The sequence below is a fragment of the Pseudonocardia sp. CA-142604 genome (genome assembly GCF_050948475.1).
In the GTDB taxonomy this organism is placed as follows: Bacteria; Actinomycetota; Actinomycetes; order Mycobacteriales; family Pseudonocardiaceae; genus Pseudonocardia; species Pseudonocardia alaniniphila.
In genome coordinates this window covers 280,592-294,667 of record NZ_CP192045.1, presented here as the reverse complement: position 1 = coordinate 294,667, position 14,076 = coordinate 280,592, and the positions used below count along the sequence as shown (strand labels likewise).

Annotated in this window: 16 protein-coding genes; 8 read left to right on the top strand and 8 right to left on the bottom strand. The window is 68.7% G+C overall.

What is annotated here, in order from left to right:
* Position 1: 1 nt before the first annotated feature.
* Together ACQPZQ_RS01440 and ACQPZQ_RS01435 are read right to left on the bottom strand one after the other, a co-directional pair.
* Positions 2–595 carry a class F sortase gene (locus ACQPZQ_RS01440; RefSeq protein WP_433291198.1) on the bottom strand — a complete coding sequence of 198 codons (594 nt, stop codon included), beginning with the start codon at positions 593–595 and terminating at the stop codon, positions 2–4.
* An 11-nt stretch (positions 596–606) separates the two neighbouring features.
* Positions 607–1,203: a hypothetical protein gene (locus ACQPZQ_RS01435; RefSeq protein WP_433291196.1), complete on the bottom strand. Its 597-nt coding sequence runs from the start codon at positions 1,201–1,203 to the stop codon at positions 607–609.
* A 227-nt stretch (positions 1,204–1,430) separates the two neighbouring features.
* Between ACQPZQ_RS01435 and ACQPZQ_RS01430 the strand changes: the two genes are divergently transcribed.
* Positions 1,431–2,453: a threo-3-hydroxy-L-aspartate ammonia-lyase gene (locus tag ACQPZQ_RS01430; RefSeq protein ID WP_433291194.1), complete on the top strand. Its 1,023-nt coding sequence runs from the start codon at positions 1,431–1,433 to the stop codon at positions 2,451–2,453.
* Here ACQPZQ_RS01430 and ACQPZQ_RS01425 read toward each other — a convergent pair.
* Together ACQPZQ_RS01425 and ACQPZQ_RS01420 are read right to left on the bottom strand one after the other, a co-directional pair.
* Positions 2,396–3,670, bottom strand: a complete 1,275-nt coding sequence (locus ACQPZQ_RS01425) for a cytochrome P450 (RefSeq protein WP_433291192.1) — start codon at positions 3,668–3,670, stop codon at positions 2,396–2,398. The two genes, ACQPZQ_RS01430 and ACQPZQ_RS01425, sit on opposite strands and share 58 nt — an antisense overlap.
* A gap of 447 nt (positions 3,671–4,117) precedes the next feature.
* Positions 4,118–5,206, bottom strand: a complete 1,089-nt coding sequence (locus ACQPZQ_RS01420; protein ID WP_433291190.1) for an alanine racemase — start codon at positions 5,204–5,206, stop codon at positions 4,118–4,120.
* Positions 5,207–5,396: 190 nt separating this feature from the next.
* Between ACQPZQ_RS01420 and ACQPZQ_RS01415 the strand changes: the two genes are divergently transcribed.
* A complete protein-coding gene (locus ACQPZQ_RS01415) occupies positions 5,397–5,921 on the top strand; it encodes a DinB family protein (RefSeq protein WP_433291188.1) in 525 nt (174 codons plus the stop codon).
* Positions 5,922–5,944: 23 nt separating this feature from the next.
* On the opposite strand, the gene ACQPZQ_RS01410 is transcribed toward ACQPZQ_RS01415, so the two are convergent.
* Positions 5,945–6,724, bottom strand: a complete 780-nt coding sequence (locus tag ACQPZQ_RS01410; protein WP_433291186.1) for a class I SAM-dependent methyltransferase — start codon at positions 6,722–6,724, stop codon at positions 5,945–5,947.
* A 149-nt stretch (positions 6,725–6,873) separates the two neighbouring features.
* On the opposite strand from ACQPZQ_RS01410, the gene ACQPZQ_RS01405 reads away from it, so the two are divergent.
* The 4 genes from ACQPZQ_RS01405 to ACQPZQ_RS01390 all read left to right on the top strand — a co-directional run bounded on the left by ACQPZQ_RS01405 (position 6,874) and on the right by ACQPZQ_RS01390 (position 9,233).
* Positions 6,874–7,929: a GlxA family transcriptional regulator gene (locus ACQPZQ_RS01405; RefSeq protein ID WP_433291184.1), complete on the top strand. Its 1,056-nt coding sequence runs from the start codon at positions 6,874–6,876 to the stop codon at positions 7,927–7,929.
* A gap of 103 nt (positions 7,930–8,032) precedes the next feature.
* Entirely contained in the window at positions 8,033–8,335 is a 303-nt protein-coding gene (locus tag ACQPZQ_RS01400) for a putative quinol monooxygenase (protein WP_241040428.1), read from the top strand.
* Positions 8,336–8,460: 125 nt separating this feature from the next.
* Positions 8,461–8,913: a hypothetical protein gene (locus tag ACQPZQ_RS01395; protein WP_433291182.1), complete on the top strand. Its 453-nt coding sequence runs from the start codon at positions 8,461–8,463 to the stop codon at positions 8,911–8,913.
* Complete coding sequence (locus ACQPZQ_RS01390; protein ID WP_433291180.1) at positions 8,910–9,233, top strand: winged helix-turn-helix domain-containing protein; 324 nt, start codon at positions 8,910–8,912, stop codon at positions 9,231–9,233. The genes ACQPZQ_RS01395 and ACQPZQ_RS01390 overlap by 4 nt, the downstream gene beginning before the upstream one ends.
* A gap of 26 nt (positions 9,234–9,259) precedes the next feature.
* Here the strand turns inward: ACQPZQ_RS01390 and pyrE are convergent, their stop codons facing one another.
* Complete coding sequence (pyrE, locus tag ACQPZQ_RS01385) at positions 9,260–9,790, bottom strand: orotate phosphoribosyltransferase (RefSeq protein WP_433291178.1); 531 nt, start codon at positions 9,788–9,790, stop codon at positions 9,260–9,262.
* Between the two features lie 107 nt (positions 9,791–9,897).
* Here pyrE and ACQPZQ_RS01380 point away from each other — a divergent pair, with 107 nt between their 5' ends.
* Positions 9,898–10,746: an aminoglycoside phosphotransferase family protein gene (locus ACQPZQ_RS01380; RefSeq protein ID WP_433291176.1), complete on the top strand. Its 849-nt coding sequence runs from the start codon at positions 9,898–9,900 to the stop codon at positions 10,744–10,746.
* Between the two features lie 317 nt (positions 10,747–11,063).
* Positions 11,064–12,233, top strand: coding sequence for a Cmx/CmrA family chloramphenicol efflux MFS transporter (locus tag ACQPZQ_RS01375; RefSeq protein ID WP_433291173.1), 1,170 nt, complete (start codon positions 11,064–11,066; stop codon positions 12,231–12,233).
* A gap of 20 nt (positions 12,234–12,253) precedes the next feature.
* Here the strand turns inward: ACQPZQ_RS01375 and ACQPZQ_RS01370 are convergent, their stop codons facing one another.
* Positions 12,254–13,012, bottom strand: coding sequence for an SDR family oxidoreductase (locus ACQPZQ_RS01370; protein ID WP_433291170.1), 759 nt, complete (start codon positions 13,010–13,012; stop codon positions 12,254–12,256).
* A 50-nt stretch (positions 13,013–13,062) separates the two neighbouring features.
* The gene (locus ACQPZQ_RS01365; protein ID WP_433291168.1) at positions 13,063–13,728 is read right to left on the bottom strand and encodes a VOC family protein; all 666 of its coding nucleotides are present in this window, start codon (positions 13,726–13,728) and stop codon (positions 13,063–13,065) included.
* Positions 13,729–14,076 lie beyond the last annotated feature (348 nt).

The following is a 14,076-nucleotide window of genomic DNA, read 5'->3' as shown; positions in this document are numbered from 1 at the left end:
CTCAGCCGATCCGGTCGGCATACACCACCACGTTGTCGACATAGTGCCCCGACCTGCGGTCGAACGCCCCTCCGCAGGTGATGAGCCGGAGTTGAGCGTTCGGGGTGTCGCCGTAGACCTCGGCGGTCGGGAAGGAGTTCTTCCCGTACCGCTCGGTCCGGCCGACCGTAAACTCCGCGGTGGTGCCGTCGGCTCGGTCCACGGCGATCCGGTCGCCGGGGCGGAGGTCGCGGAGCCGGAAGAACACCGCAGGTCCCTCCCGCGAGTCGACGTGACCGACGACCACGGCAGGGCCCGCCTCGCCGGGCTCGGGCCCTGCGCGCCACCAGCCGGTCTCGTGGTTCGTCGGAGGCGGCGGCAGCACCCCGTGCGGGTCGAGCTCGAGCGCACGGACCGCGGCGTCCACTCCGATCCGCGGGATGCGGACCCGGACGGGATCCGCGACCTGCTCGGGCTCGGCGGCCGCGGTCACGGTCATCGCCGGAGCGACGACCGGGGCTGCACTCTCGCGGGCGGTCCCGCAGCCCGTGGCCAGGATTGCGGCTGTGGCCAGCGTGGCTGCGGTCAGGACACTGGGACGGATACCGGTGCGCATGGCAGGTCCGGTCAGTCCGTGCGGTCCGCGCGGAACCCACGGCGGACCAGCGCGGCCCCGCCGGCGAGCGCGATCACACCGGCAGCGCCGAGCGGGACGGCGAGGTCGGCGCCCCCGGCCGTGCCGCCGGCGCCCGCGTCGACGCCGCCGGAGGGGGCTCCGCCGTCGTCATCGTCGTCATCCGCCGGAGCCAACAGCCCACCCGTGCCGGTCTGCACCCCACCCGCCGGAGCACGACCATCATCGTCACCACGACGATCGTCGTCATCGTCATCATCCGCCGGGGCCAGCAGCCCACCCGTGCCGGTCTGCACCCCACCGGCCGGAGCACGACCATCATCGTCACCACGACGATCGTCGTCATCATCGTCATCCGCCGGAGCCAACAGCCCACCCGTGCCGGTCTGCACCCCACCCGCCGGAGCACGGCCGTCGTCGTCACCACGGCCGTCGTCGTCGCCGGGGCCGTCGTCGTCGTTCTGGGCGGATGCGACGGCAGCGGGGGCCGGCACGGCCTGCGGCGCGGCGACGGCGGGTGCGGCGCCAACCACCGTGACCGTGCCAGCAGCGACAGCCGCGAGGAGGATTCGTCGAGCGATGATGTTCATGGCGATCGGCCTCTCGTCCGGGTTCCAGCGGGGAAATCCGCTGATCAGGACGCTATGGAGGCATCAGGAGGCATCAGGTGAGACCGGGATGAACGTCCTCTCATCCCGGTCTCGGGTTGCTCGTCCGCGGCCCAGTAAGGAAGAAGCCGGCTCGTAACCCGGGCCGCTCACAACGCCGGGGTGCGCGTCGTTCACGATGCGAGAGACGCGCCGAAGACAGGAGCACGATGCCCACACCACCCACCTACGCCGACGTCGAGGCCGCCGCTGAGCGGATTCGCGGCCACGCACACCGCACGCCGGTGCTGACCTCCCGCCGGGTGGACGCGGAGATCGGCGCGTCGCTGTTCTTCAAGTGCGAGAACTTCCAGCGGATGGGCGCGTTCAAGTTCCGTGGGGCGTTCAACGCGCTGTCCCGGTTCGACGACGAGCAGCGGCGCGCGGGCGTGATCACGTTCTCGTCCGGCAACCACGCGCAAGCGATCGCGCTGTCCGCCAACATCCTCGGGATACCGGCCACGATCGTCATGCCGCACGATGCCCCGGCCAGCAAGCTCGCAGCGACGCGCGGGTACGGCGCAAAGATCGTCGAGTACGACCGGTACAGCCAGGACCGCGAGGAGCTCGGACGGGCGCTGGCCACCGGGCAGGGCATGACGCTCATCCCGCCCTACGACCACGCCGACGTGATCGCCGGGCAGGGAACCGCCACGAAGGAGCTGATCGAGGAGGTCGGCGAGCTGGACTCGCTGTTCGTCTGCCTCGGTGGTGGCGGTCTGCTCTCGGGTGCAGCGCTGGCCACGCGGGCACTGTCGCCGGCATGCCGGATCTACGGCGTGGAGCCGGAGGCGGGTGACGACGGGTTGCGATCGTTTCGTACCGGATCAATCGTCCATATCGACACGCCCGTCACCATCGCGGACGGTGCCCAGACCCAGCATCTCGGTGAGCTGACCTTCGACATCATCCGGCGCGAGGTGGACGACATCTACACCGCGACGGACGACGAGCTGGTGGACGCCATGCGAGTGTTCGCCACGACCCTCAAGATCGTGGTGGAGCCGACCGGCTGCCTGGCCTTCGCCGCCGTGCGCAGGCTCGCCTCCGAGCTGTCCGGTCAACGGGTGGGTGTGATCGTGAGCGGCGGCAACGTCGACCTCGACCGCTACGTGGCCCTACTGAGCCGATCCGATCAGGAGAGCGTGACGGGGAGCGCGTCCACACCGAACACGAAGGACAGCTTGCGGTAGGACAGGTCGGCCGGGTCGGTGGCGAGCCGGATCTCCGGGAATCGGCGGATGAGGGCCGGGTAGGCGGTGCGCAGCTCCATGCGGGCGAGCTCGGCGCCGATGCAGCGATGGAGGCCGTAGCCGAAGGCGAGGTGCGGGCGGCTGGGGCGTCCGGGGTGGAAGTCATCGAGGCCGTCGCCATCGCGGTTGGCTCCGCTCAGCGAGCAGAGGACGATGTCGCCCTTCGCGATGGTCTGGCCGCCGATCGTCGTCTCCTCCTTGGCGAACCGCGGAAACGCGACCTGGACGACCGTGAGATACCGCAGCAGCTCCTCGACGAACGGATCGATCGCGGCGTCGTCGTCGTGCACGGCGCGGCGGCTCTCAGAGTGCTGCAGCAGGACGATGGTGCCCAGCGCGAGCATGCTCGCCGTGGTCTCGAGCCCTCCGGTGAGCAGTCCGTCGGCGAGACCTGCGAGCTCGTGGTCGGAGATGTCGTCGCCGTGCTCCCGCACGAGCATGCCGAGCAGGCCGTCACCGGGCTCGACCCGTTGCTTCTCCACGATGCGGAGCAGGTACTCCATCGACTCCGAGATCGCGCCGAGGGATCCGGTGACCCCGCCGAGGAGGTCGAAACGGGTGGTGCTGAGTCGCTGGAATTCGGCGCGGTCGGAGTAGGGAACGCCGAGGAGCTCGCAGATCGTCAGCGAGGGGATGGGGAGCGCGAAGGTCTGCAGGAGGTCGACGGCGCCGTTCGACTCAGCGAGCGAGGCCATCTCGTCGAGCTGGCCGGCGACGATGGCCTCGATTCGGGGGGCCAGCCGACGTAGGCGGTGGCCGGTGAATTCGGGGGTGAGCATCCGGCGCAGGCGGGTGTGGGCAGGTGGGTCGGTGAATCCGAGCCCGCCGGGATTCTGGTCGGCTGTGATGCCCACGGTGCCGACGAGGTTGGTGAAGTCGTTGCTGAATGCGCTTCCCGCTCCCAGCACCGCTCGGGTCTCCTCGTAGCCGGTGACCACCCACGCGCGGAGCCCGAACGGCAGCCGGAGCCGGCTGACGGGTTCGTGCTCGCGCAGGTTGCCCAGCGCGGCGACGGGATCGAGCCCGGTGCGTTGCAGCGGCACCAACGCAGAGTCGGGCAGAAGCGACAGCAACGCGTCGGGCGCACCGGCTGCACGTCTGCGACCGAAGCGCCGACGGGCCAGGAGGCCGACGATGCGGCCGCGAACACCACCCATGATCCCGACTCTAGGCAGGTACCCGGACAAGCTGTCCTCCGCATGTGTCCGGAAACGCCTCGTTGACCCTCATCGAACTCTCAGCAACGTGATGAGCGCTACGGCCGGCTCGTCCGGTGATTCCTCTGCCATGTGGTGGCCGGAGACGATCGAGTGGCCGCCGCGGAGACCGGCGGACTGCTTCACAGCCGGCCCGGCCGGCAGGCAGGACGAGGAGCGGGGAGGCGACGCGCTGCCCCGCGGCCGGGTCGGCCTCTTCGTCCGCACGGTCGGTGCCGACGCCGGCGCGGTGGTCCTCAAGCATCGCCGTCACCGTAGCGGGATCGCGGATCGCACGACCAAACTTTCCGCGTATGCCACGTCTCCACGCGGTCCCGCGCGCGACATGGACACCTGACGAGGAAGAAGCGCCTGCGGAACAGCGAGATGTGTCCATGTCGCGCAGGGTCAGGCGTTCGCCCCTCTCGCCGACACCTGCCAGCGGTCTACTTGTGCGCCGTTCGCCAGGACGATCAGCTCGTCCGCCAGGTTGACGGCCGCACACACGTGGTTGGGCGCCACCCGCACGACGTCGCCGGGGCGCAGCGACACACCGTCCTCCGGGAGAACGACGGTCGCGTGGTGCTCGGACAGGGCGACGACACGGGCGTCCGGGTGGTCGGGAAGTCTGCCGCCGCCGGTCGCCCAGGCGGGCTGGTCAGCGCCGAGGACCTTGCTGCCCGCGTCGAGCACGACCCGTTGGCCAGAGGTGCTCACCACCGTGCTGATCGCCGTCAGGGCGATGTCGGCCCAGTCGCAGCTGCCCAGCTCCGCCTGTTGCGTGTCGTTGAAGACGTACACGCCGGGCCGGATCTCGGTGAGCGCCTCGGCGTCGGAGAGCGCAGCGGTCGGTGTCGAGCCGCCGCTCGACACCGCCACCTCCAGACCGGCTTTCCGCATCGACGCCCTCGCCTCGCTCAGCGCCCCGGCCTCGTCGACGGCTGCCTGCCCGCGCCGCCCGGGGCCGTAGCCGTGGCCGGGAAAGGTGAAGATCCCCACCACGCGCAGCCCCGCGCGTGCCGCGGCCGTGGCCACCTCCGCCGCCTGCTCGGGTCGTACGCCGCTGCGATGGTGGCCGCTGTCGATCTCGACGAGAGCTTCCACATCAGCGCCGGCCACGGCCTTGGCGAGGGCCTGGGCCCCCTCCTCGGAGTCGATGCCGACCCGCAGCGACGCGCGCTCGGCCAGGGCCCGCAGCCGGTTGCCCCGCCCGCCCGTCGCCCAGATCGGGTAGGCGATGAACAGGTCCGTGAAGCCGCCCGAAGCGAAGATCTCCGCCTCGCCCACGGTGGCGACCGTCAGACCGGCCGCGCCGTACTCGACCTGACGGCGGGCGATCTCGAGGCACTTATGTGTCTTCGCGTGCGGACGCAGCGCGAAACCGCGCGCCCGCGCCGCCCCGGCCATGCTCGCGAGGTTGCGCTCCATGACGTCGAGATCGACGGCCAGGAACGGCGTGTCGAGCTCCCCGGTGATCACGTCGATCGCAGCGGACATGCCGCGATTCTCGACCACCGAGCAGCCCGGACCCCTCACACCGGCTGAAGGGAGACCGATCACACTGCCGTCGGCATCCTTGACGGAGGCGCCCTCTGACCTGCTGCGGCAGCTCCACGTCTGCATCAAGCAGCCGTCCGTTCAGCCGAAAACAGCGACTCGACTGTGACGTTCCTGTCAGGATCGGCCGGTGCCGTTGTCCCGTTCTGACCTTTTGCAGTCACAGTTCGACCTGACGTGGTCGCTGCTGGAGTACCACCTGGACCGGTTGGAGGGCGAGGACTTCCTGTGGGAGCCCGCTGCCCTCTGCTGGACCGTTCGACCCACCGCTGACGGGTCGTGGGTACCCGACTGGGAGGACAGCGAGCCCGAGCCGACCCCCGTGCCCACGATCGGCTGGATCACCTGGCACATCGGCTGGTGGTGGACCGTGACGATCGACCACGCGCGTGGCCGTTACCCCCGCGACCGCACCGAGATCAGCTGGCCGGGCGACGGCGAGAAGACGACCGCGTGGCTGCGCTACCTCCGTACCGAATGGTCGGCGGTCCTCGACGGGTTCAGCGACGCCGACCTCGACAAGGCCGCGCCCTTCCCGTGGACGGACGAACCGGAGCGCACCATCGCGGACATGGTGGCCTGGGTCAACGTCGAGCTGACGAAGAACACCGCCGAGATCGGACAGCTGCGGTTGCTGCGAGTCGCACGTGCCTAGGGGCATGCCCGCGCGTGTTTCCGCTACTTGCGCCCCACGCCGAGCAGATGAGCGCTGGTGTTGATCATCAGTGGATCCTTCTCGACCATGCGGGCGCATCGCAGCGCCGCCTCGACCCTGGCCTCGAACTCCTGCAGGCCGGCGGAGTCGAGTGCCGGCCACGCCGGCCCCTCGACCCCGAAGACGGCGACGTCCCGCAAGCCGGCATCCGTCATCTCGGCGTGCAACTCGTCCGCCGTGTGGAAGTGAGCGTCGACGAAACCGGCATGCCCGTCGTAGCGTCCGGTCGCGATCACGGAGGCGACCGACGGCTCCATCTCAGCGGTCAACCTGCCCTCGGTGCCGACCTCCAGCAGGGACATATAACGGCTGATCGCAGCGACCACCAACTGGCCACCGGGCCGCAGGACACGCCTCGCTTCGGCCAGCGCCCGGCCGCGGTCAGCGGGCTCGACCAGGTGATACAGAGGGCCGAGGAGCAAGGCGACGTCAACGCTCTCGGCGGAGGCGCTCAGCTGCCGGGCGTCACCTACCTCGGCGGTGACGCCCTCACGCGCTGCGGCTGCGTCCACGTGACGCGGTACCAGGTCGACGACGTGGACGGCGGGGCCGTCCGCGGCCAGCCATGCGGCGTGCACCCCGGTGCCACCGCCGATGTCCAGAATCCGTGCGCGGTCGACCGGCAGCAGGCGTCGTATCAGCTCCCGGGTGCGGAGGAACTCCAACCGTCCATGCGGCGACCTGCTCAAGCGCGTGTCCTCGACGCCGTCGACCCCGTAGTGCTCCACCAGCTCTGACGCCACCGAGCCATGCTGATCGCCGCTCGCTTCCGGCTCCACCCGTTTTGACTCCCGGCGAGCCCGGGCACTGACGGGCTTTGCCAGATCTGCACAGATCGAGCCACGATGGTGAGGTCGCTACTGGCCCTGTACTCAGCCGAGCCGGAGATCCGATGCATCCCAGGAAGCTTCCGCCCACTTCGCTCGGGCGCGACAAGCACGTCATTGCACTGCTGGTCGTTCCCGACTCCGTGGCACTCGAAGTGGCCATCGCGCAACAGATCTTCGGCCGGCGGATATCGTCGATCGCCTCGGTCACCGGCGACCACGACAGCCCGTACGAAGTCATTCTGTGCGGCGAGGAGAAGCGGCACATCCTGCCGTCCGGGGCCGATCCGGGCGAGCTTTCTCCCTTGGAGACGATGCTGACGGCCGACACCGTCATGATTCCCGGCATCGAAGATCCGCTGAGCGCGCGAAGTGAGATTCTCCTCAAGAACCTTCGGTCGGCCGGGGAAGCCGGTGCGCGCATGGTCTCGTTCTGCGGTGGCGCGTTCATCCTCGGTCGCGCAGGCGTGCTCGACGGCCGCCGCGCCACAACGCACTGGTTGCTCTCCGACGAGTTCCGCGCGGCGTTTCCGCTGGTCCGCCTGGAGCCCGAGAACCTCTACGTCGACGACGGACCGGTGCACACCTCCGGCGGCATCTTCTCCGCCACCGATCTCGCCCTCCATCTCGTCGACCTTGACCTCGGCCGTGCCTACGCCAACGACCTCGGGCGCATCCTGGTCAGCGCACCACACCGACCTGGCGGCCAGGCACAGTTCATCAAGAACTCCATCCGGCTCGACGACGACCCACCCATCAACTCATTTCTGCGTTGGCTACGCGACCACATCCATGAACCGCTGACGCTCGCCGAACTCGCCGACCACGAGCACATGAGCGAACGCAGCCTTGTGCGGAAGTTCCGGCAGAGCACCGGGATGAGCGTCTTCGATTGGATCATCCGGGAGCGCGTCGACCGGGCGAAGGTTCTCCTGGAAACAACCGACTACCGTGTTTCGGAGATTGCGGTGATGGTGGGCTTCGGTTCGCCGGAGACCCTGCGGCGCAACTTCGAGAGGCAGGTCGGAACGTCCGCCGCCGGCTACCGGAAAACATTCCGTCCCGAACGAACGACGAGCTCGTCGGATCGGACGCCGACGGACGCGCACCGCGACGAATGAGGTTGGCGAGATCTGGGACGAGGTTGGCGGAATCTGTGCACTGACGACAGGTCCGGCCAGCTAGCGTCGGGCCAACCGGCCGCAAAACCCAGGGAAGGACACCATGCCCGCATACGGTTTCTTCGTCGAGTTCGAAGCACAGGCGGGGAAGGAAGACGACGTCGCCAAGTTCCTCATCGACGCGAAGACGTTGGTGGACGCCGAGCCGGGAACGCTCGCCTGGTTCGCCTTCCGCACCGGACCGACGTCCTTCCGGATCTTCGACGCGTTCGAGACCGAGGACGACCGCGAGGCCCACTTGCAGGGCAAGGTCCGCGACGCGATCGTGGCCCGCACATCAGAGCTGTTCAGCGTGCCGCCGACCATCAGCCCAGTGGACGTGCTCGCCGCGAAGCTTCCCCACTAGCCGAAGCGCGCCGCGAAGCGGCATCGCCGTTCGACGGCGTTTCGCCTGCTCAGCTTGACTTGCCTGACAGGAAAGTCACGTGTTAACTTTCCTATCAGGCAAGTCAAACTGTGGAGGTAACAGCCATGAGCAACACCGAGGACGCCCAGGCCCAGCTCACGGAGATCGCCAAGCGCCGCAACCAGGTCATCGACGGCGCATCCCGAGGTCGGCACCGAGGCTGGGACGTCACCGGCATGGCCGCGTTGATCGCCGGGTTCGCAGCACTGGATCTACCCGTGGCCCCGGCCCTGCAGTTGATCCTCTTGGGCGTAGCCCTCGTTGCCGCCCTGACCTGCTTCACCCAGGCCGGCAAGCGCAGCAAGGCGCTCATGCACCAATCTCAACTGACCGGTCGATTCTGGGCCGTGGTCGGCGGCTTCGCGATCGCATTCGGCGCCCTCACCCTCGGTGGAATGTGGCTGGTCGACCAGACCGACATCCCGATTCGCTACACCCTTCTCGGCGTGCTGGTCGTCGCCCTCATCGCGGTCACCCAGCCGCTGTACCGGGTGTTGCTGCACCGGACGACCGCGTGACCACACCGCCCGGCTTCGACGAGCTGATCCATCCGCCGACCCGGCTGAGTCTGATGGCGCTCCTCGCGGCAACGGAGTGGGCCGAGTTCAGTTTCCTCAAAGAGAGTCTCGAACTCACCGACTCCGCACTCTCCAAACAGGTCTCAACCCTCGCCGACGCCGGGTACGCGGAGGTCCGCAAGGAAGGCGCCGGCCGCCGGCGCCGCACCCTGGTCACCCTGACCCCACAAGGCCGCACAGCCTTCGACAGCCATGTCGAGGCCCTGCGACAACTGGTCAGCCGCGCGACGTCGGCGTCCGGACGCGCGGGCGGCGAGTGAGGCGAGGTCGGGCCGTGCGGCAGGGTTCAGAGTGCGGCAGAGACCTTCAGCTCGGCCGCTGTGAACAGGGCGTGCAATTTCAGCCCATGTTCAGCCAGTCTCTCGACTCCACCTTCTTCTCGGTCCACGACACAGAGAACGTCGGTCACGACAGCCCCCAGCTTGCGCAGCTCGAGTGTCGACAGCGCCACTTGGCCGCCTGAGGTGATGACGTCCTCGACAACCAGCACGTTGCGACCCGCGATGTCCACACCCTCGGCGAGTTTGCTGGTGCCATAGGTCTTCGCCTGCTTTCGCACGAAGACCACCGGGAGGCCGGACCTCAGAGAGAGAGCCGTCGCGACGGGGACCCCGCCGAGCTCCAAGCCCGCAAGGACGTCAACTCCTGATGGCATCTCGCCGGCGGCCCGCTCGGCGATGGCGCCCAGCAGCGCCGGGTCGGACTCGAAGCGGTACTTGTCGAAGTACTCCGATGTCGTCCTGCCGGAGCGCAGCACGAATCTTCCTGTGAGATGCGAGACGTCATACAGCGCGGCCGCCAATTCGTACTTCTCCACCCGGCCATCGTCCCTTTGCATACTTCGGGGCCGGGCACGGACCCAGGAGTGCTTCCGCGTGCGCCGGCAACCACTGCGTGGGCAGATCACTGATCTACTCTCGGCTGGTGATCCCGCGTCCGCCGACAGATCGCGAGGTCGGCATAGTCGGGACGCTGTTGCCGAGCACCAGCCTCGCCCACGCCACCGTCATTCCCAGCGGCTCGCACGACGTCGTTCTCATCCCGGACGTCGCAGCCGTGCGGATCGCCCGCTCGGCACCTGCTGTCGAGTCACTCCCGCGCCGAACGGCCCTGCTCGATGCACTGGCCAAGGCCGAGCTCCCGTTCGCCACGCCGATCCCGCTGAGCCCGGTCGTGTCCACGTCCGAGTGGACCGCCGTCGCCGTGTCGTGGATCCCCGGCCGCTACGCACCACGCGGAAACGGTGAACCGACGACCCTCCGCAACGTTCTCGACGCGCTCGCCGCGGTCGACCTGGTACCGCTGATCGATCTCCTCGACGTCCCCCATGCCTACGCCGGCAGGGAACGATGGGAGGAGCTGATCCTCGCCGAGGCCGTTCCACGCCTTCCACCCCGCCTACAAGACTCCGCCGCCCGGCGCACGGCTGCGGTGCTGGCACTCGACCCCGTCCCGCCCCGGCTCGTCCACGGCGACCTCACCGGCGAGAACATGCACTGGTCCCCCGAGGGCCACGTCATCGGTGTACTCGACTGGGACCTCGCCCACCCCTTCGATCCCGCCATCGACGTCGCTTGCCTGGCCCATTGGCACGGCTGGCCGACGATCGCGAAGACGGTCGACGCAGCGACCTACGCCCGAGCCCGGACGTGGTACGGCACGTTCGCCCTGGAGCAGATCGTCAAGTACCTACTCGACGACGCCGACGCCGCAGCAATCGACGACTGCGTCGGACGCGTCGTCCGTTGGATGGACTCCGACGGACTCGGCTGACGATTCCTGTTCGCGGCGGGACCGAGACGCAGCCGTGGACATGCGCTGGTACCACGGTGATAGCGTCGAGATCGTGAACAGCCCCGAGGCGAACAGACCGTAGCCACCGGCCTTCCGGTGGCTACGCCGCAAACCTGCGCTCGCAGTCCGGATCCCAGGGCCGCGAGTTCCAGCCCTCGATGAGCGTGTTCGGCACAGGTGGCGTCTCTCCGGAGGCCGTGTTCTCGCACGGTTCCTGACCGCCTGCGTGGCGCCGCGTCGTGATGACTCCGGCGCGCCCCAGCGACGGTCTCCCCTCGTGGTTGCGGAGTTCTGTCATGCCTGTTGCGTTGTACATGCTCGCTGTAGCGGTGTTCGCGCAAGCGACATCGGAGTTCATGCTCGCCGGCCTGGTTCCCGAGATCGCCGCTGAACTGGCGATCTCTACGGCGGCTGCCGGATCCCTGACATCGGCTTTCGCCGTCGGAATGATCGTCGGAGCCCCTGGGATGGCGGTGCTGTGCCGCCGGTTCCCGCCTCGCGCCGCGCTCCTGGCCTTTCTCACCGTGTTCGTCGCGGTGCATGTCGTGGGAGCACTGACACCCTCGTTCACCGTGCTGTTCGCGACCCGGGTGATCTCAGCACTCGCCAACGCCGGCTTCCTGGCCGTGGCGCTCGCCGTGGCTGTTCGCATGGTGCCTGGCGAGCGGACCGGACGTGCGACAGCGCTCCTGTTGGCCGGCACCACGCTGGCATGCGTGGTCGGCGTGCCCGCTGGGGCATTGCTGGGCCAGGCATGGGGCTGGCGTTCGGCGTTCTGGGCCGTGGCAGTGATCTCGCTGCCCGCGATCATCGGGGTCGTGCTCGGCGTTCCCGCGACCGCAGGTCGACACCGGGTCGGCGGAGTGGCCGGCGAACTCGGCGCCCTGCGGCGGCCGAGTCTGGCGCTCACCCTGCTGGTCGGATCGCTGGTCAACGGAGCCACGTTCTGCACGTTCACGTATCTGGCTCCGGTGTTGACCGACCGGTCCGGTCTCGACCCGAGTTGGGTGCCGATCGGGCTGGCGCTCTTCGGAATCGGGTCGTTCGTCGGCGTGACGGCAGCCGGTCGCCTCGCCGATCAACACGCAGGAATCGTCATCCTGCTCGGCGGAATCATGCTGGTTCTCGGCTGGACCGCCTTCGCTCTCACCGCCGGCCACCCCACCGCCGCATTGATCGCAATCGGGGTGCAGGGCGCGCTGTCCTTCGCCGTCGGTTCCACCGTGATCGCCCGAGCGCTCGTGTTGGCCACCGATGCTCCGACGCTCGGCGGGAGCTACGCGACGGCGTCGTTCAACGTGGGGGCTGCATTCGGCCCGGCGCTCGGCGGACTTGCATTGGACGCCACGCAGTCGGCGCATGCGCCGATCTGGATCAGCGCAGCCCTCGGCGCGGCCGGGCTCCTGACCGCTGCCTGCACCGCCTCGTCGAACAGACGCAGCGCAGTCGCTACACGCTCATTGTGATCGCGGGCCAGGCCTGCGTGTCATGAGACGAACTGCTGGCCACCGTCGATGTCGTACGTCGCGCCGGTGAGCGCCGTGTTGCTCATGATGTGGACAGCGAGCGCTGCGACGTCGGCGGGGCCGACGACGCGGCCGATCGGGAGCTTCTCCCGGAGCTCATTGCGGCGCTCCTCGAGTCGGTCTGCGAGCAGCGATGCCGACAACGGGGTGTCGACGAAGCCTGCGGCGATGAGGTTGACGCGAACCGGCGCGAGCTCCAGCGCGAGGGCTGCCGTGAACGGAGGTAGCGCGGCGGTGGCGGCGGAGACGATCCCGAGGCCATGCCCGATGCGCCGGCCGCCGGTGCCGCCCATGAGTAGCAGCGTGCCCCCGGGCCTCATCTTCCCGGCGGCGCTGCGCGCGACCGCGAGCGCCAGCACCGCGTGGTCACTGATCGCGTCACGCACCTGGGCCGAGTCCATCTCGAGCATGGGTCCGTATCGAGGGCCGCCTGCCGTGACCATCACGTGATCGATCGGCGCCAGCAGGTCCTGGAAGAACCTCTCCAGCGAAGCGTCGTCGTTGGCGTCGAAGGCTGCGGTGCTCTGCGCGCCGACTTCCAGCGCCGCTTGTTCGAGCCGGTCGGGATTGCGGCCCGTGATGATGACTTCGGCACCCTCGGCTCGGGCGCGTCGTGCCGTTTCCAGCCCGATTCCTGCGCTGCCGCCGATCACGATGACGGTCTGTCCGAGTAGTTCCGGTGCGCGCTGAGCGGAGAAAGGATTGGTTGTGCTCGTCATGATTCCTCCTCACTCCGACAGACCGCCGAGCACGATGACGGGGTAGCCGCTCACGTCGGCAGTTCCGTCCCGGCTCGCTCCGCCACCATGTACTCGGCGTACCAGTCGGGCCAGTTCTCATCGGCCTGACCTGTCCGCTTCTCGTGCTCGCCGTGGGCGGCCTCAGCACGCCGAAGCGCGCTCGCGAGATCCGCTGCCGATGCGAATGCCGTGTCGGCGGCGTCGACCCGGCCGGGCAGCCGCGTCGTGATCTCCTGGACCAGCCAGCCGTTGCCGTCCGGGTCGCTGAAGGTGGCGAACGAACCGTAGCTGGCACGATCGGGCGCAGGCTTGCTGACGCGACCGCTGCCGTCGGACTGGAACTGAGCGCCCGGCGTCCCGGCATGGAACACCTCGCTGACGTCGACACCGCGAGCCGCGAGCCCGTCACGCGCAGCCTCGATGTCGGAGACGACCAGGTAGAGGCCATTGGCCGAGCCGGGCGCGGACGGGGTGATGTCCGTCCCGAACTGAATCGAGCAGCCCGAGCCGGGTGGCGTGAACTGGACGACCCGGAAGCCGTTGTCGAAGGCGAAGTCGGCGTCGAGGCGCCACCCGAGGCCCCCGTAGAAATCCTTCGCGCGGTCGACATCCGAGACCGAGATGACCACCACCTCGAGCTTCAGGTCGACGTCCTTGCCGCTCGGGCCGTTGCTCCGGACATCCGTTGTGCTCATCGCGGTCTCCTTGGGTCGTGTGCACGGGATGACCGCCGCGCTTTACCGTTCGGGCGCACCATGAAGGCACCCTGGCGGCCCCCTGGTCTGCGCTTCAGCAGGTCCGATCGCAGATGTGCGTTTTCTGCCGGTACCGGCCGTCAAGGGTCGTTGGCGACGTCACCGGTGTAATCGTTCTTGATCGTCCCGGATTGTGTGCGAATCGGTGCTGGATCGACTCGCCCTTGCCGTCTTCGTTCTCAGCCTGGACCGGCCAGGTGGCCGTGGCAAGCATCCACGTCTGCCCTGCACCCATACGCACGCAACTTTGCGAGCCGCACCCCCTGGTGGAGTGACACCTCTGTGCGC